Annotated in this window: 15 protein-coding genes; all 15 read right to left on the bottom strand. The window is 47.5% G+C overall.

The features are described from left to right. Nucleotides 1-2: 2 nt before the first annotated feature. Nucleotides 3-662, bottom strand: coding sequence for an alpha/beta hydrolase (locus QFZ81_RS18815; RefSeq protein ID WP_307442099.1), 660 nt, complete (start codon nt 660-662; stop codon nt 3-5). Between the two features lie 46 nt (nt 663-708). Beyond that, nucleotides 709-1,440 carry a peptidylprolyl isomerase gene (locus QFZ81_RS18820; protein ID WP_307442097.1) on the bottom strand — a complete coding sequence of 244 codons (732 nt, stop codon included), beginning with the start codon at nt 1,438-1,440 and terminating at the stop codon, nt 709-711. Nucleotides 1,441-1,536: 96 nt separating this feature from the next. Continuing rightward, nucleotides 1,537-4,095 (bottom strand): transglycosylase domain-containing protein, encoded by a 2,559-nt coding sequence (locus tag QFZ81_RS18825; RefSeq protein WP_307442096.1) that lies wholly within the window; start codon nt 4,093-4,095, stop codon nt 1,537-1,539. 144 nt (nt 4,096-4,239) lie between these two features. Then, nucleotides 4,240-4,479, bottom strand: a complete 240-nt coding sequence (hfq, locus tag QFZ81_RS18830) for an RNA chaperone Hfq (protein ID WP_307442094.1) — start codon at nt 4,477-4,479, stop codon at nt 4,240-4,242. A gap of 64 nt (nt 4,480-4,543) precedes the next feature. Then, complete coding sequence (gene miaA / locus QFZ81_RS18835; protein WP_307442093.1) at nt 4,544-5,512, bottom strand: tRNA (adenosine(37)-N6)-dimethylallyltransferase MiaA; 969 nt, start codon at nt 5,510-5,512, stop codon at nt 4,544-4,546. Continuing rightward, complete coding sequence (locus QFZ81_RS18840) at nt 5,506-6,282, bottom strand: class I SAM-dependent methyltransferase (RefSeq protein WP_307604027.1); 777 nt, start codon at nt 6,280-6,282, stop codon at nt 5,506-5,508. Before QFZ81_RS18840 ends, miaA begins: the two co-directional genes overlap by 7 nt. Nucleotides 6,283-6,286: 4 nt before the next feature. Then, nucleotides 6,287-8,323 carry a DNA mismatch repair endonuclease MutL gene (gene mutL / locus QFZ81_RS18845; RefSeq protein WP_307604029.1) on the bottom strand — a complete coding sequence of 679 codons (2,037 nt, stop codon included), beginning with the start codon at nt 8,321-8,323 and terminating at the stop codon, nt 6,287-6,289. Between the two features lie 5 nt (nt 8,324-8,328). After that, entirely contained in the window at nt 8,329-9,765 is a 1,437-nt protein-coding gene (locus QFZ81_RS18850; protein ID WP_307604031.1) for a S41 family peptidase, read from the bottom strand. A 79-nt stretch (nt 9,766-9,844) separates the two neighbouring features. Then, complete coding sequence (mutS, locus tag QFZ81_RS18855) at nt 9,845-12,472, bottom strand: DNA mismatch repair protein MutS (protein WP_307442086.1); 2,628 nt, start codon at nt 12,470-12,472, stop codon at nt 9,845-9,847. Between the two features lie 302 nt (nt 12,473-12,774). Continuing rightward, nucleotides 12,775-14,241: a putative amidoligase domain-containing protein gene (locus QFZ81_RS18860; protein ID WP_307604033.1), complete on the bottom strand. Its 1,467-nt coding sequence runs from the start codon at nt 14,239-14,241 to the stop codon at nt 12,775-12,777. 145 nt (nt 14,242-14,386) lie between these two features. Further along, nucleotides 14,387-14,953, bottom strand: coding sequence for an outer spore coat protein CotE (gene cotE, locus QFZ81_RS18865; protein WP_307442083.1), 567 nt, complete (start codon nt 14,951-14,953; stop codon nt 14,387-14,389). A 114-nt stretch (nt 14,954-15,067) separates the two neighbouring features. Further along, a complete protein-coding gene (locus tag QFZ81_RS18870; protein ID WP_307442081.1) occupies nt 15,068-16,027 on the bottom strand; it encodes an aromatic acid exporter family protein in 960 nt (319 codons plus the stop codon). A 70-nt stretch (nt 16,028-16,097) separates the two neighbouring features. Continuing rightward, nucleotides 16,098-16,940 carry an ABC transporter permease gene (locus QFZ81_RS18875; protein WP_307604036.1) on the bottom strand — a complete coding sequence of 281 codons (843 nt, stop codon included), beginning with the start codon at nt 16,938-16,940 and terminating at the stop codon, nt 16,098-16,100. Then, on the bottom strand, nt 16,933-17,706 hold the full coding sequence (locus QFZ81_RS18880; protein ID WP_307442079.1) for an ABC transporter ATP-binding protein: 774 nt from the start codon (nt 17,704-17,706) through the stop codon (nt 16,933-16,935). Before QFZ81_RS18880 ends, QFZ81_RS18875 begins: the two co-directional genes overlap by 8 nt. Before the next feature lie 49 nt (nt 17,707-17,755). Then, nucleotides 17,756-18,769, bottom strand: coding sequence for an ABC transporter substrate-binding protein (locus QFZ81_RS18885; protein ID WP_307442078.1), 1,014 nt, complete (start codon nt 18,767-18,769; stop codon nt 17,756-17,758). Nucleotides 18,770-18,898: the final 129 nt, after the last annotated feature.

The following is an 18,898-nucleotide window of genomic DNA, read 5'->3' on the forward strand; positions in this document are numbered from 1 at the left end:
TGCTACTCCTTATCCAAAAATGCACTAACTTGACGAAACAACGTGCCTGCATCCTCACTCAGACATATCAAATGATTTGATCTGGAATGCCAATGGAGCTCGCGCTGTCCTTTTAGCTTACTATAGATGTATCGCGCACTTTGCGGATGAATAACTTGATCTTTTTCAGACTGAGCGATGAGTGTTGGTATGCTTACCTGACTTAGTTCTGGTTTCAAATGGCGTACAAGTCGCGTAAACTGCCAGGTAGCTCGCAGAGGCGTGGCTTTCGCTTTAATAAAGCTGATTTTCCTTTGATATTTCCATTCATCTCGAATGACATCCAGCATTCTTCTAGGGCTAACATAAATGACTGCCGTGTTCAAAAGTATCAGTCTACGAACCGGATATCGTACGGATAAATAAGCGGCCAGCAGACCTCCCATCGAGAAGCCTACCATATCAAATGATCCATACTGGATCATCATTCTCTCTGCATGCTTTTCAGCTTCGCGTACCCAATCTTCCCAATGTCCTACTTTTAATTGATGACTGGATTCTCCGTTCCACGGAAGTCGCGGAACCTCACAAAGCTGCCCGCGTTCACGTAAATGCCGTGCTAACGGCTCAACCTCATAAGGTCCACCGGTGAATCCATGGAACAATAAACATGGTTGTTTCACGCGGTTTTCTCTCCTATCCATCCTTCACTGTTTAGAATATGATATTCTATTTTTCTTTAATGGCGATTGCGTTAATCGTTACTTTTTCTTTTGGCTTGCTTGGTGAGGATTCGCCACCCATCTCAACAGGTGTTTCTGCAATTTTAGCTATTGTTGCCATGCCCTCTGGTGTCACTTTGCCAAAAATCGAATAGTTAGGTTGTGGATTTAAACTTTTCGCACAATCTTCTCCCGAACAAATGAAAAACTGACTGCCATTCGTATTGGGGCCAGAATTCGCCATCGCGACAATGCCGGGTTCATATTTATGCGAAGTTTTCAGCTCATCTGCAAACTTATAGCCGGGACCGCCTCTGCCTGTTCCAAGTGGATCTCCTGTTTGAACCATGAACGTTTTGATAATGCGGTGAAACGTCACATTGTTATAAAAGCCTTCTTTGGACAGGAACACAAAATTGTTAACGGTCTTCGGAGCTTCCTTTGCAAAAAGATCTATGGTAAATGTTCCCTTGGACGTTGTTACTTCAGCTTGATAAGTTTTGTTCGGATCGATCGTCATATCTGGCGCTTTGCTCCATTGCTTAGGAGCTGCAGTTGGCGATGCCGCTGGGGATGCTGCAGAAGAAGCAGCAGGTGCCGTAGCGCCGCTCTTAGGTGTTGCTGTTCCGCCGGCAGATTCAGTAGGCTTGTTGCCGCAGGCCGATACGAATAAAGTTAACGCGATCAACGTGAGCGGGAGAAGCTTAGTTGGTTTAAGCATGTTGAAATGCAAGTTCATTGAAAATTCCTCCGTCAATAGTATGTAGGTTTAGTGTGGGACCCGCGGAATGCGGGTCTAGTATCGTTTTACTCAGCAAGATTGAGCTAAAAAATACTATAACTTCGGCACAATAATCGGTCCCCCGTCTTGCTTGCCATCCTTCGGCTTTTCCTCTGAACCATCAACCGGCTTATTAGCCGGAGATGGGGTAGGGGTAGCACTTGGACTGATGCTGGAACTTGGAGTCGGACTTGCGCCAGGCTTATTGGTGCTTCCTGGCGATGGCGTAGGCCTCGTACCCGGTGAGAGCGTTGGCTCTAATGGATCCTTACCAGGTGATGTGGACGGCGAGACCGATGGTGAAGGTGACGGCTTGGTACCGTCAGGAAGTGCGCCATCCTTCGGTATTTCGACAGAAGCTACATTGGACTTGGCTCCCTCAGTATTTGAATCCAAATTAATCGGTACAACGTAATATTGATATGTCTCTCCGCTGTTCATGGAGGAATCATCAATACCAGCTGTTGGCGTTTGGATCAACATCTTCGGCTCTGCTTCACTAGCTCCTTTCCGGAATATTTGATATGCGATCTTTTCACCCAGCGATGTCCATGTTAGTTTAACCATCTTTGTTTCAGATACGTATAAAGCTGTTAAATCCGTAATCCCTTTTGGCGGTTCCGTTAAATTAGGCACGCTATCAGGCTTCACGAAGTTCGTCACAGGTCGACCTTCCAGCGACTTCGACATTACTTCCTTAAAGATAGCCGACGGGCTTCCGCTGCCGATTGTAACATAGTGCTTCGCATCTACTTTATCAAAGCCTTCCCAAACGGCTGCTGTCCACTCCGGCGTATAGCCGACAAACCAAACATCACGATCATATTGTTCAATGCCCTTGATGTCCAATCCAGTTGTACCCGTTTTGCCGGCTACAGGACGATTGAACTTCGCTTTGGTACCAGTACCCCCTGGTTCTACAACGCCCTGAAGCAGCAACGTCATATAGTAGGCTGTTTTAGGTTGGATAACTTGTTTCTTCTCTGGTTTATAAGCGACGATTTCTTTATCATGCGCATCCGTAATGCGTAGAATCGCATGCGTTTTATTTTGCAATCCTTGGTTAGCAAAAGCTGTGTACGCTGTCGCCATTTGCAATGGAGAAACGCCATCCGTAAGTCCGCCCAATGCTATGGATAGGTTATTATCTTTTTGCTCATTGATGGGCGCGCCAATTTTTTTAGCAAAGGCTCTGGCCTCTGGTATGCCAATTTGATCTAATAACCAAACAGGGGCCAAATTATAGGACTTTTTAACCGCCTCAAACATCGGTACTTGCCCATGCGTCACACGGTCATAGTTACGGGGGGAGTAAGTCCCGTTACCAAAAGACGTCTGCGTGTCATCCATCATGGAGTACGGAGTATACTTCCCGCTTTCCAGCGCTGGACCGTAAGCCGCTATTGGCTTGAACGAAGAGCCTGGTTGTCTTTTGGAATACACTCGACTGAAGCCTCTTTGTTTGTAATCCCGGCCGCCTATCAATGCCATCAACCCGCCTGTTTTGTTATCCACAATAACCATGGAGCTCTGAATCTTTTGGCCATCAGAAGCATCCTTCTGGAAAAAGCTTGGATTCGCATAAGTCTGCTCCATCACTTTTTGCGCTTTCGGATTCATTGTCGTATAGATGCGGTAGCCTTTAGTCAGCAATTCATCTTCTTCGATGCCATACATACTTTCAGCTTCATCTACAACATAATCCAAGAAAGTCGCGTAATCTTTCGTGCCTTGACTAGCCGTTGCAGGCGGAGCGTAATCCACAGCTGCTGCTTTCGCACGCTCAGCCTCTGTAATATAGCCTTGATCGGTCATCAGCTTAAGAACAACAGCACGGCGTTCCTTTGATAAGTCCGGATGCTGCAATGGCGAATATCTCGATGGCGCTTTTGGCAAAGCAGCTAGCGTTGCCATTTCCCATACCTCTAATTCGTTCAGGTTGGATTTTCCGAAATACACCTTGGCTGCCGCTTTAATGCCATAAGCGTTACTGCCGAAGAAAATACGATTTAAATATTTTTCAAGAATTTCATCCTTACTAAACCGTTCGTCCAAAGCAAATGCGATCGACATTTCCGTCCCTTTACGAAAAGCTGTTTTTTCGGAACTCAGGAACACATTCTTAGCGAGCTGCTGGGTAATTGTACTTCCACCCTCTACAGCGCTCATATGAATAATATCTTTGACAAGCGCACGCCCAATGGATCTTAAATCAACGCCCGCATGCTCGTTAAACCGACGATCTTCCGTTGCAATGAAGGCTTGCTTTAATCGCTCCGGAACATCTTTGATATTTACACTTTCTCGATTTTCACCTTTATAGATTTTACCAATTTCCGTTGCAGTCTTATCTTTTCCTTCTTCTTGCGCGTAAATGAGCGTCGATTCACTTGCCGTATCAATCTTATCTATGTTGTTATCGAGAATCTTAAAGCCGTTCATAATAACGACGATATAAATACCCATTGCACAAATTATAGCCAGAATGGCAGCAATAATCGAACCCATTATAAATTGACGAACATTAAATCCCTTTTTTTTCGAGCCTTTGTTGCTTCCTTGTGATTTCGTCTTTGTATTCGCAGTTGTTTTCTTGTTCGTAGGTTTCTCCAAATCCATCGACTCCCTCGTTGTTCATTTCTCTATTGTAGTAACCAACAAAAGAACAACCTTAAACAAGGTTGCTCCCATAAGTATCTATTCGGTTAGACGATTCAGTCCATAAAAAAGTTGCAAAACAAAACATACGAGTACGGATTATTCCGAAGCTTCAGCAGCCGCCATTAAAGAAACAGGTCGTTGCGGCGTAAAGGTAGAGATGGCATGCTTGTAAACCATTTGTTGACGGCCTTCACTGTCAATGATGATCGTGAAGTTGTCAAAAGCGCGAATTAGTCCTCTGATTTGAAACCCATTCGTTAAATATACGGTAACGGGAATGCTTTCTTTACGTAGTTGATTAAGAAAATTGTCCTGAATATTAATGGATCTGTTCATCAGTGGTCCCCCTTAATGGAATGAAACTATCGCCAGAAGGCGCTATTTTCTATTGGTGTATTTGTTAATTATATTCAATTTTATGTACAAACTTTCCTGCTAGTATATCATTAATAATTTGGAAATGGGCAGAAAAATTTGCTGATTCCGTCACATCCACCCAATGAATGTCTTTCATATGCCGAAACCATGACAATTGGCGCTTGGCAAATCGGCGCGTATCACGCTTGAGCAGTGTTACCGCTTCCTCTAAACTCAATTCGCCTTCCAGATAACTGACGATTTCTTTATAACCGAGAGCTTGCATGGAAATCGCTTGCTTTGGACAGCCTGCGGCTAGGATCGATTGAACTTCCTCGATAAGCCCCTCCTGCATCATCGCGTCGATACGTTCCTCAATACGCTTGTACAGCTGTGCCCGATCCATGGTCAGTCCAATGATACATAGTTCGTAGGGAGACTCTTTTTTCTGGGACGCCAAATGGGATGTCATCGTTTCACCTGAGATATAGTAAATCTCAAGAGCTCGTATTACGCGTCTACGATCATTGGCATGAAGTCGGTTAGCGCTCTCAGGATCAATATCACGCAGCTTCTGATGCAGCGCCTCGTCCCCATGCTCAGTGGCGTACGCTTCCTGCTCTTGGCGGAACACTTCATCCATACTAACTTCCGTAAATTGATAGTCGTAACACACAGACTCAATATAAAGGCCTGTACCTCCAACAATAAATGGAAGCTTCCCACGCGAATGAATGTCCAGAATCAGAGCCTTTACACGCTCTTGAAACTCCGCTGCCGAAAAGGGATAGGAAGGATCATGAATATCAATCAAATGATGCGGAACAAGCTTCTGCTCAGCTTCACTCGCTTTGGCTGTTCCAATATCCATACCTTGATACACCTGCATGGAATCTCCGGAAATAATTTCACAGCCAAACTTCTGAGCGACTTCTAAACTTAACTTGGTCTTACCAACTGCCGTGGGACCTAGTAGCACGAGTAATTTCGGCTTGGCTGATGGGGCTAACACAGTCGAATCACTCCATACGTTGTTTTGGTCGTCGATCGCAATACATGCTCGAACCCGAGCCGGGCAAACTCTTTACTGTCTCTGTTTTCTTTGAGCACAATGCTCTTGCGTGCAACTCTTTTAGCCTCATCGATAGATGCCAAACTGACAGCTTCATCGTTCGCATTGCGTCTAAGATGAGAGATCGCTTGAGATTCCTCAATCGGACTGCGAAACATCGGATCAAAATAGACAACATCTACGCTCTGCGGTGCCAATTGCTGCAAATACGCGAGGTGATGTGTCTTTCTTACCGTGATACGCCTCATAGCCTCGTTAAGCTCGGGAATTTCCGATTCATAAACGGCTAAACCTTCTTGAATCAGCATAGCTGGAATCTTTTCGCTTTCAAGTGCCGTGACGCTTCCCTGTGGGCCCACAGCAAAGGAGAACACGATAGAGTCCGACGCTAAACCTGCTGTACAATCCACGATATGATCGCCAATTCCTGTACCGGAAGCCTCAATTAATAAATCGGTCTCGCCTCGCTGCATACGTTTGACACGAACGAGGGCCATACTTGGATGAAAAAAATACGCAGGTTGGTCATCTCCATAGTACCTGATCTCATCCCTGGTCACAAGCAGGAGGGAATCATCCTTATAATTATTCCTAAGATGTTCCAAAGAATACTTTCTTCGGGGCACGACTCGGCCGTCATACACAACAGCCAATCGCGCTGCTTTGTCCAATAAACCACTGGACGGATTATACGAAGTTGTCACTAACACGGGTTTACATCACTCTCTTAAACATTTTTTCCAGTTCATAAGTCGTAAAACTGACGACTATTGGCCGTCCGTGGGGGCATGTGTAGGGATTACGGCAGCCTGATAGACGGTCGATCAGCGTTTCCATCTCAAGAACACTTAGTCCTTGATTCGCTTTGATCGATGCTTTGCAAGAGCACATAATAGCCGCCTTTTCTCTAAGTTTGGCGATGTCTACAGCTTTTTTCTCACTGAGGACCCACTCACACATGTCTTCAACGATCCCCTTCTCTTCTCCCGAAGGAAACCAGTGTGGATGCGCACGGACGAGAAACGTATTCCCTCCAAAAGCCTCCATATACACGCCTGCCTGCTCAAAAAGAGACAGCTTCTCAGCAATAATTCCTGCTTCTGAAGGTGTAAACTCTAAAGTAATAGGAACGAGTAATTCTTGGCTTGCCTCAGCAGGATTGCCAAAACGCTCGTAATAATATTCATAATTAATTCGCTCATGCGCAGCATGCTGATCAATCAGGAACAGGCCTTCTTCGTTTTGGGCGACCAAATAAGTGCCATGCATTTGACCGATCGGGTCCAATCTTGGAAAAGCGGGAAGCGTGGGAGCCTCACCTTCCTGTTTGGAGGGCAGTAGGTCCATGAACGCTTCGTTCGTCCGGCGCTGCTGTTGAATGGACGTACTTCTGGGATTGCTTCCAGCAGTAGATGTGTAGCTGTTGTTTGATGGCGATGATGGACGGCTCGAATACGAAGTTCCAGAAGTTGCAGGGGCTGTCGAGCTTCTTTGCGGCTCTACGGCTGGTGGCCGGGAAATTGACACCGATTCTGGTCGATACGATGTTCCGGCCTCCTTCACTTGCGGCAAAATCGTGCTCTCTGAATCCACGGATACACGTTGTATCGTAGAATCAGGAAGCGGTATAGGTATCGCAGATGAAGCTGCCGGAGTAGATGCGCTTGAGCCAGCTGCTGGCTCAACCGTTCTTGTCAGGTCCAGCTGTTCCTGTACGTATGCGCCCTTAGGCGCTGCAGGCTTCATCCCTTGCGGGATCAGCACCTGCCTTCCAAATAGTCGCTTCACTTCGGCTTCGATTAACGCGGTTAGCTCCGCTTCTTTACTGAAGCGGACCTCAAGCTTAGATGGATGCACATTCACATCCACTAAGGCAGGATCCATCCCGATGTGAAGAACAGCCACCGGGTAGCGATTGATTGGCAGCAGGGTGTGATATCCCTGCAGCAGCGCTTGATTCAGCGCGAAGTTGCGCACGTAACGGCCATTCACAATGGTCGAGATGCCGCCACGGTTCGCGCGGGTCATTTCGGGCTTCGCCACGAAGCCCGTGATCGTATAATCCAAGCTTTCCACTTGGATAGGAAGCATTTGCTTGCCAATTGCCGTACCGTAAATGCCGGCGATGACCTGTAGCAAGTCTCCGTTGCCCAACGTTTGAAGCAGGAGATTGCTATTATGTTTCAACGAAAAGGCGATACCAGGGTGAGCCAGCGCTAATCTATACAAATAATCAGAAATATGGCCAAGCTCGGTCTGGATCGTTTTCATATATTTTAACCGCGCCGGTGTGTTATAAAATAATTCCCTCACCGACACCTCTGTTCCGCGTGAAGCAGCCGTTTCTTCGACACTGCGAATCGTGCCGCCTTCAATGGAAATTTTCCGCCCTAGTCCATCGTTCGTAGAGCTAGTGACGCACTCTAGCCTAGATACGGACGCTATGCTCGGTAAAGCCTCGCCACGGAAGCCTAAAGTTCGTATCGAGAATAAGTCTTTACTTGTTGAGATTTTACTCGTCGCATGACGCTGGAAAGCTAATTCGCAATCTTCCAAAGCCATTCCAGAGCCGTTATCGGACACCCTAATCAGCTGAAGACCGCCCTCTTCAATCGTCACATCAATCCGAGTACTACCGGCATCCACCGAGTTCTCGACGAGTTCTTTCACCACAGAAGAAGGTCGTTCAACCACTTCCCCTGCAGCGATTTGGTTCGCAATATGTTCGCTTAAGAGCTGGATTTTGCCCATAATTCTTAGTTCCCCTTTACAGCACGGATGGAAACATTCTCCCCTTGATCCTTCACTTGCAGCTGTGGAAAATAATCATCGAAAAGATCAACATTGACGTAGCTAGTCCCATTTTCAATGATTAGCTTGTCAGCCTCTACAGGAATGGCATGCGTTCCTTTATTATCGGAAATATCGACTGTGCGTGTCGCCTCGTTCCATGTAATCGTAGCGCCAACAAGTGCCACTAGGCCGCGCGTTGATGCATATAATTTTCCGTTTTCACGGAAATTACCGAATCCACTTCCTATTTCCACGCCATTATAAGTCACACTGTGCTTGGAAATCTCAACGTTAATGTCTGTGATCCCAACTGTCTGTAGAGCGGTAATCAGTTGGGCAGAAGCCCCGTCCACCTTAATGTCCGGTGTGATCCCAACTTTGTTCACTTTACGCTTATTCGGCGTTAAGTACTCTTCAACCGTCACTTTCAGCGCACTGTCTTTATCCAATTGATAAAGCTGTTGTACACTTCCTTTGCCATACGTTTGCATACCGATCACTTTGGCAACATTGTAGTCCTGCAGAGCGCCTGACAGCACTTCCGAAGCGCTTGCGCTATACTCATTGGCTAAAATGTAAACAGGAATAGACAATTCCGTTCCGCCCGTGATCAACACCGGATCATCCACACCATTGCGGTCTCTTGTATGAATCAGAACGCCTTCTTTGACAAAATGCTTGGCAATGTTCTGAGCCGTATCCACAAGACCTCCTGGATTATTACGAACATCTAGTATCAAAGATTTCAAACCTTTTGCCTGCAGATCCGTAAGTTGTTTACCAAAATCCTCGTCCGCATCGCTTGAAAAATCCGTTATTTGAATGTAACCAACACCATTCGTAAAGCTCTTGCTATACACTTCAGGTACATTGATCCCTTTACGAGTAATCTCGACGGTTAATTCTTTGTCGCCGCGTTGAACGGTAACTTTAACTTTCGTCCCCGCTACACCAACGATTTTGTTTCTGACATCATCAATAGAGGTTGTAGAAGCAGGAGCCCCATCCACGGCACGGACATAGTCATCACGCTGCAAGCCGGCTGATTCAGCAGATGAACCTGCAAAAACCTCGGATAAATACACGCCTTTGTCATCAATTCCGATTCGAGCGCCCATGCCAACATAATTATTTTCTAAGGAGCTGGAGAACTGACCGTACTCTTCTTGGCTGAAAAAGACGGTATATGGATCTTTCAGACCTTCTACCATTTGCTTAATGCTTTGATTAGCTAGCGCTTCTTCCGTTACACCACTCACATGCAGCTTGCCAATGATTTCTCTGACTTGCTGTGTTTGTAAATCTTCTTGTGCCAACGCATTCAAGGGGAGAACCGTCATAAGAGCCGACGCCAGTGCTAGGGTAACCTTCATTGTTTTCATTCTTGGTTGATCTTTCATGTGCGTCTCTCCTCGAATATATATGATTAGGCTGTAATGTTGCAAAAATGCTGCGAAACCAAAGAACGTACGAAACAAGCTATTGCAGCTTTTGCTTCCATTCATATACTAAATTGAGCGCCTGCAGAGGCGTCATATTAATTAAATCTATCCCTTTCAGCTGATCAAGCACCAGCTGAGACTTGCCGTCAGGCTGCTTCTTCTTGACGGCCGTGTTTGCCGCGCTGTCCTCCGCGAAGAGGGACAGCTGCTGTACGGGAGCTGCCGCCGGTTGGACGGCAGCCGTCGTTGCGGCGATCTGCGCAGCGCCCGCCGCCCGCTCTTCAAACCCATTCAGCAGCTCATAGGAGCGCTGAATGATAGCATCGGGCAGCCCAGCGATTTCGGCACAGTAGATGCCGTAACTCGTACTCGCTGCCCCGGGAATAAGCTTGCGCAGGAAGGTCACCTGCCTGCCGCTCTCTTTCACAGCCATGCAATGATTGCGCAGATGCACGAGGCTTTCTTCCAGATGCGCAAGCTCGTGGAAATGCGTCGAAACGAGCGTCTTGCAGCCGATCCGGTCATGCAGGAACTCGATGACCGCCTGCGCAATCGCCATCCCTTCCCCGGTCGAGGTGCCGCGGCCAAGCTCATCGATGATGACGAGGCTCTTGCTCGTCGCCTTCTCGGTCATCACTTGGATGTCCATCATCTCGACCATGAACGTACTCTGACCGCCGATCAGATCATCGGCAGCGCCGATCCGCGTGAAGATTCGGTCGGTGACCGGGATGCGCGCAGATCTAGCAGGTACGAAACAGCCGATCTGCGCCATCAGGCAGATCACGGCGACCTGCCGCATATATGTACTCTTACCGGCCATGTTCGGTCCGGTAATAAGCAGAATGCGGCCCTCATCTAGCAGCAGGCTCGTTTCGTTCGCGATGAACGAGCCGTCTTGAATGACCGCCTCCACCACAGGGTGGCGGCCTTCTTCAATCTCGAGATCGAAGCCTTCGCCGATCTCCGGCTTGCGGTAGTGATGCGCCGCGCTGACCGTGGCCAGCGACTGATAAACGTCGGCGGTAGCGATCACTTCCGCCAGTTTCTGTAATCTGGAGATATGTTCAGAGATCCGGTCGCGAAGCTCCGTGAACAGCTCATACTCCAGATCAACCATTTTATCCTGCGCTTCCAGAATGAGCGCTTCTTTCTCTTTGAGCTCCGGCGTTACGTAGCGCTCGGCATTCGCAAGCGTCTGCTTGCGTTCGTAGCGGCCTTCCTGCAGCGCGGACATGTTCGCTTTGGTGACCTCAATAAAGTAACCGAACACTTTGTTGTAGCCGATTTTGAGCGACTTGATCCCCGTCGCCTCCCGCTCCTGACGCTCGAGCTCCGCGATCCACTGCTTCCCGTTCTTACTTGCTTCCCGAAGTTGATCCAGGTATGGCTGGTAGCCTTCGCGGATCATTCCGCCATCCCGAATGGATACAGGAGGCTCGTCCTCAATGGCGCTAGCAATCCACGACATAACATCTTCACAGGCATCCATATTTTCGACGAGTTTGCGAAGCGTCTCGGAGCCGGAAGCTGCACATACTTCTTGAAGCAGCGGAACCTGCTGCAAGGAGTGCTTGAGAGCGATCATATCGCGAGCATTCGCATTCCCGTAGGAAATACGTGCAACTAAACGCTCCAAATCGTAGACTTCCTTCAACGCTTGTTTCACATCTTCTCTGATAATGAGCTGATTGTAGAGTAGATTGACAGCTTCCAGACGCTCTTCGATGCGTGATACGCTCATGAGCGGCTTTTCGATCCATCGGCGCAGCATCCTAGCGCCCATCGCTGTTACTGTTTTGTCTAGCAGCCAAAGCAAAGAACCTTTTTTCGCGCGTTCACGTACCGTTTCTACGAGTTCAAGATTTCTACGCGTAAAAGGATCCATCGTCATGAATTGATCGGACTCATATACTCTGATATGCTTCACGTGGGTCAATGCTCGTTTTTGCGTTTCTTTTAAATAAGCAAGCAGCAAGGCAACGCCTTGACGGTTCAAAGCGGATAAAGCAAGCAGTGCGGCATCCTCAGCAAAATGCTCATCCAGCAGCTTTTCATCCGCTTGCGTCCATTCCGTAAGCACCGTACTGCGCCCCCAAGTGAGGCCAGTTTCCCGAATTGTCGTTAATAAGTCCTTATCCGTAATGATCTCCGAAGGGTTGTAGACATTGAGTTCATCTACGACGAGTTCCCATGAGTTAGAAAGCTGTGTTGTATATAACTCCCCCGTTGAAATATCGCATGCCGTAAAGGCATAACCGTGTTCCTGACTCACTAGGGAAACGATGTAATTGTTGCTCGATTCGCCTAACAGCTTGCTATCCATAACGGTCCCGGGCGTAACGATACGAACAATCTCACGCCGCACGACACCTTTGGCTTCAGCGGGGTCTTCAACTTGTTCGCATATGGCGACTTTATACCCTTTCTCGATTAACCGAGACATGTAATTGTCCGCCGCGTGATGAGGGACACCGCACATAGGGATTTTCTCGTCGCCGCCGCCTTCTCTACCTGTTAACGTAATCTCCAACTCTCGTGAAGCATTGATCGCATCATCAAAAAACATTTCATAGAAATCACCCAGACGAAAAAACAAAAAAGCATCCGGGACTTGCGCCTTCACGGCCAAGTATTGCTGAATCATCGGCGTATATTGGGCCACCTTGCGTTCCTCCAACCAATCACTATATTCATTGTCAACATCTATGAAACTACCAAACTTCATTTTCATAAGTGTGCAAAAAAGAATTTGAAGCTTCTAAAGACTCTTATCTCAACAGATACGCTCCATTTTCCAATGATTTCTCGATATAAGAGCCCCTAAAGACTGCTATCCATCTACTTGCTTCACTTATATGTAAAATAGCAGCTTCTGGAGGCTCTTATCCAACTGTAACTGAAGCATCGAAACGTGAATTCCCATGCACAGATTAAAACCATTTCAAATCTCTTATAGATACACTATTATAACATGATTTGTTCTTCAAAAGCTTCTTTACGATGGTAGGGTGCAATTTTCCAAGCTTTGCGAAAATCAGCTCTTTCGTTCCAGGGCTCCATTGATATGATTCTTACTCGGAGACGTTCCAAAACGGCGGCGAATAGGTCATAGCCCTTCAACTGCTCAAGATCCTGCCAAAGCTTCTCAACCGTGGCTTGAAGCCGCTGCTTATCCCCACGATAGTAGGCCGCTTGAATATCCGGATCCTGCAAGGGCTGCCTAGGCAGCAGCCAGTAGTTGTCAGCAATGAGCGAGGCTAGCGCGAACACACCGCGCGTGATCTCAGGCGACTGCATCCAGCTCGGCAGGGTGCGGTACTCGAAGCCCCCGTGCGACTTCTTGCGGAAGTCGCCAAGGAAGCCGTACCGAGGGCGGCGCTCCCGTGTCGTATCGCCCTCGATCAAGATCAAGGGCAGCGCGAGGTAGTTATCGAGCGCGCGCAATAAATGCCCATTCAGCCAGCATCGGCTGAAGTGGATATGTCCGCCCAGGGGGTAGCCCCCCACCGGCATGCCGCCCGAGAGCCAAGCGAGGCTCTCGTCGTCGATCTTCCGCGCGGCGAGCTGCATCGTAGATCGCAGGTTCCTCGCCAGCTCGCGCGGGTCTGTGCTTGGCTGCGGGCGCAGCTCCGCCAGCGGCAGGATCACGCGATGCCCGCTGAGTACGACGGCATCGCAGCCGACCTCGCCGTCCCGCGTCAGGAAGCGGTCGGCGAAGACGACCTTGCCCTGCGGGCTGAGCAGCAGGAACTCGGGATCGCTGCCGAGCATCGCCCGCTCCTTGCGCCGCAGCTCCTTCGCGATGGCGATCTCATAGCGATCGATCGCCTCCGCGAACACCTGTGCCAGCTTCCCGTTCAGCTTCGGAACGGGATCCACATCCAATACCAAGGTGTGCCCGCTAGGCAATACACCTATGGTGACAAGGCCATAGTCTAGGCCGAGCGCATAGACAGCTTTTACAGACTCACGGCTAGCCCTTCGGACATGAAAATTGGCACGATCTGGCGTAATTTCTATGTAAGCCGAACTGGCATTTAATTGTCTTTGATCATAGAGAGCTTTCTCCGACAACAGAAGCGTCTCCTTCTTCTCATAAACAACCAATGTCTGCAAATGAAATACAGCTACCTTATATTTATGTGTGAATGCCAATCGCTCATCCTTTGCACTTCGGCCATTATGCCAAGCTACAGTCTTGATGCCGTGCAAATGGAGCAGTTCTTCCCGCTTCAAACGCATCTGAGCCCTAAGAATCGCCCTGATCGGCTGCAGCGCCGGCTTCAGCGGCCACTCATCATGAGCAGCTCCCCAATGAATGATAACCTGGCCTCGCCAATCGACCGGCAGCCTTGAACCACTGGGTATGCGGATGAGATTCGCTAGCTCCAGCGCCTCTTTTTCCTGTGCGTGCAGTAAGAATGTTTCCATCCATTTTGCCCCTTCTCCGTTCTCATTCCATCCTCACAGTCCTTGCATCTGATCAATCTGCCCATTTATTAAAATAAAACAAAAAAGAGGGCAAATGCCCTCTGCCGAACCTCTTTCACCTGCATACACTGGCGTATAGGATTCCTTAATCCAATTCGTCCTCAAGCAGATCGGCGTCCAGATCCTCGAAATCTCCATCGCCGTTGTCATCGAAATCTACATGTTTGTCGTCGAAGTCATTGGGGCCGTAGGGGCTAACAATGACGAAGACTTTCGTTTCAGCGACCAACTCAACTTGGAACTCCCGTTCCACCCGAATGACTACGCTGTCGCCGCTAGAAGAGATACTTGCTTCCACACAGTTCGGCTCTTGCGTTGCGACAGCAGATACTTCAGCAGTTGTTGGCCTATGTTTTTTGTCCAGATAACTTAGTCCAACAATTTCTACATAAGAAACGGTTTCTTTTGCTACATCTGTTTTGGTGTTACGATCGTAAGAATACCAGATGTTGATATCATAAGTACCAACTACCTCTACGCCATCTCCGGATTGGATCGCCTCGAATTGGTTATTAATAATCCAAGCGCCCAATATACTGGTCGGAGAAAAGGGCGGAGTCACGGTATGACTTACATGCGAAAATTTGCGACCTTTACCGCAGACAGCTTTTGTAATGATCTCTCTGCTTTGCAAATCTTTATCTAATGACATCCTTTCAACCTCCTCCATACAATCATTCATTACAAGTGTATGCAGGACAGCAGTCTAGAGTGACAATTATTTTATATTATTTTTACGATATAAAAATACTCATATCTTTAAGAGTCAACCCGCCTCTGGGCGCTGTTTTTTTTGCTTTCTGGCTATAGATAAATATTGCATAAGCTCCCTGTTAAGCTGTAAAATGGCAGATCTCACCTCGAATTCTTCTCGACTTTCCGGCAACGGCAGTTGTTTATAACGAGCATCCAGAACTTGCAATTCTTTCTCCGCATCACCAGTATAGTAGTCTTCCTTAACAGTTTGACTAATATCTTCAAGAATCGCTGCCACCCACTCCCCCTGCGGCAAAGTTTGATACACTTGGGCAACGAGATCGATCATCCGGTGGATCGACTCCAACTGCTCACCCCTCATAAAGAAATATACCTGCAAGTAGGGGTCTCCTCCGAAAATGAGTGTATTCTCCATAGTTCGTTTAGCAAGCCCTGCGCCTTGATCAATCTCTTCACTTACTTCCAAAAGCTCCTTGCCATCCCACACAACTGTATTGTCTCTCAAATGCTTAGCCATGTTCACGAAAATATCCGAGAATAGCGCCTCGATTTTTTGCTTATGCGCCTCGATCGCTTTATCTGTCTTAGGCATGTAGGCAATATTGATGAGTGTCGCTGTACCCAATCCAATGAGCAGAAGATGCATTTCATTCAGAACCGCCGTCCACCCGGCAGTTTCATAGGCGAAGAGATGCAGCATAACAACGGCCCCGGTCACAGCACCCTCTGTAATCCGCAGCCGATGCAGGATGGGAAACACGACGAGGATGAATATACCGACAACCCACACATGGAACCCCAATACCATAAAAAGTAGAGAGCCTGTAAGAAGCGCGAGCATGGAAGCTCCGATCCGATGAAGTGCACTTCGAATCCCTTTTTTCTTCGTCACTTCTATACCTAGAATAGCAAGAAGTCCAGCTGCGGCAGGCGATTTTATCTCGAATACGTGAGCTAGATACATCGCTATAACGACTGCTAGCGCTGTTTTGAGCACACGAAAGCCCATAGCTTTTTCACCTCTTTGTTGGTTTTAACTATGGGCTCATTATTTCATTTTGGGCAAAAAGTGGCAAGCCTTATCGATGTTTTGTCATTCTTTTTTCCAAATTGGACACAATTTGATACATGACTGTAGCCACAATCGCAATGACGAACAAGGTAGAGATAACCAGCGTAAAATTAAATACTTGAAAGCCGTATATAATCAAATAACCAAGACCCATTTGCGATACAAGGAATTCGCCTACGATTACACCGATCCATGCCAAGCCTACATTCACTTTCAAAGTCGAGACGATGGCGGGGAATGATGCGGGTAGAATGGCCTTTAAGAACACTTTTCGCTGATTACCCCCAAATAAAGTGACGACCTTCACATAGTTCTGGTCCACCTCTTTGAAGCTCCCGTACACGACTAGGGTTGTGATTATAACTGTTATCGATAGCGTAGTTGCAATAATCGATAGCAAGCCTGGACCCAAACCTACGATAAATAACGGTCCAAGCGCTACTTTAGGCATACTATTCAGCACGACAATATATGGATCAAGCACGCGGGAGAGAAACGGCGACCACCAAATCACAACAGCTAACGCCGTACCGAACAATGTGCCTAACACAAAGCCGATAATGGTTTCAACGACCGTTACGCCCACATGCGGAAGGAGGCTGCCATCAAGGAGTTTATCCCAGAGCAGCTTAAAAACTTTCGTTGGATAACTAAAAAGCAGCACATCGATCCATTTTAATCGGGCAGCCATTTCCCAGAAGGAAAAAAACATCAGTAGGATGGCTAGTTGAACAAGCCTTACATAGTTCGTTTTCTTTTTCCTTGCAGCTAAAAAGTGCTGATGAACTTGATTTATAAGCGTATCGTCCGCATTTTCGTTGAGACGCGCCTGCTGCTGACCATCACTCATGATGCACGCCCCCAAACTCCTGCCAAATCAATCGAAAGAGTACATGGAAATCGGGAAGTTCCCGCGCTGCGAGAGGGACGGAAGACCGAATTTCCTGCGAAATTATAAATTCTTTGCGAATTCGACCCGGATTAGGATCCAGCACAATAATACGATCACTCATCGCAATTGCCTCTGAGATATCATGAGTCACGAGAAGAGCTGTTTTCTTCTTCGCACGAAGAGTCTCTACAACCAAATCCTCCAACTGAAGCTTGGTTTGATAATCGAGCGCAGAAAACGGTTCATCCAACAGGAGCAGTTCAGGCTCTGTGGCTAATGTTCGTACTAATGCGACTCGCTGACGCATGCCCCCGGATAGCTGAGCGGGATAATAATCTTTGAAGCCGAGCAGCCCCATCTCATCCAATAAATGAAGCACACCCTGTTTCTTCTCTTTGGTTAACGTTCCTGTAATTTCCAAGCCCATACAAGCATTATCTTCTATTGTCCGCCATGGGAATAAATAATCCTGCTGAAGCATATAACCCACCCTTGTCGATGGACCATTTACGATCCCTCCCGCAACAGTTACAGTACCAACTGTCGGACGAATGAGCCCGGCAATGATCGACAAGAGAGTCGTCTTCCCACAGCCGCTTGGACCGATCAGACTAACGAATTCACCCCGCTGAATGGCAAAATTGATTTGCTCGACAGCAAGTGTAGCTCGCTCCTCGGTAACATAAACTTGCGTCACGTCTTTTACAGTCACAGCTGTATCCATGTTGGTACTCCCCTCTTGTTCGATTCACCGACATGCCTAATACTGATTACTATGGTTTTACGTTCGATTTCGCTTTCTCTGCATAGGTATTGTTCACTAGCTTTTTCCAAGCTACCTTTTCTTTCAACTCACCGGCGGAAGTCATCACGTCTAGCAAATTGTTCCATTCTTGTTCATCCACAATGCCATCCGTCGCGAATGATCCTTGATCCTTGTAGCGCTTGACAACACTTTTTACAATTTCTACATCGATATCTTTAAAATATGGCAAAACCGCATTCGTGATTTCATCGACACTTTTCGCTGCAACCCAAAGCTGAGCACGTTGTACCGCATTCGTGAACTTCTGAACGGTACTTGAGTTTGCCTTCATGAAGCTTTGTTTGGTCATAAATACCGTGTAAGGCAGGTGTCCGCTCTCCACACCGAAGGAAGCCATAACGAAGCCCTTGCCTTCTTTTTCAATAATGGAAGCTTGCGGTTCGAAGAGCTGTACATATTCCCCTGTTCCCGATGCATAAGCGGATGCGATATTTGCAAATTCGATATTCTGAATGAGCTGGAGATCCTTTTGTGGGTTGATGTTGTGCTTCTTCAACGTGAATTCGCCTGCCATCTGAGGCATGCCGCCTTTTCGCTGACCGAGGAAAACAGAGCCTTTGAGCGAGTTCCAGTCGAACTTATCGACTTTCTTCCGAGCAACTAGGAAGGTACCGTCCGTTTGTGTCAGCTGAGCAAAATTAATAACCGGATCATCCGAGCCTTGTTGAGATACGTAGATCGAAGTTTCCGATCCAACTAAAGCTACATCAATGGCGTTTGACAGTAAGGCCGTCATTGTCTTGTCGCCACCTGGTGTGGTGGTCAATTCAACATCTAGCCCTTCATCCTTGAAAAACCCTTGCGATAAAGCCACATACTGCGGTGCATAAAAGATAGATCGCGTGACTTCACCAATTCGAACCTTTGTTGTTTCTTCGCTTTTCGTTCCGCACGCCGAAACGATTACACTGAGCAGTAGGACGGCGGATAATGTGAATCCCCATCTTTTCCGATTGTTCATGGACGTCCCTCCGATAAAAGTAGTAATGTATCCTATGCAGGAGCCCAGAAGTCGGTTAATATTGTTTTTTTGATTACACACTATATGCATTTTGTGCTTCAAAATTATGTGCGAATGTGCTTTGGAGAG

It is taken from the genome of Paenibacillus sp. V4I9 (assembly GCF_030817295.1).
In the GTDB taxonomy this organism is placed as follows: domain Bacteria; phylum Bacillota; class Bacilli; order Paenibacillales; family NBRC-103111; genus Paenibacillus_E.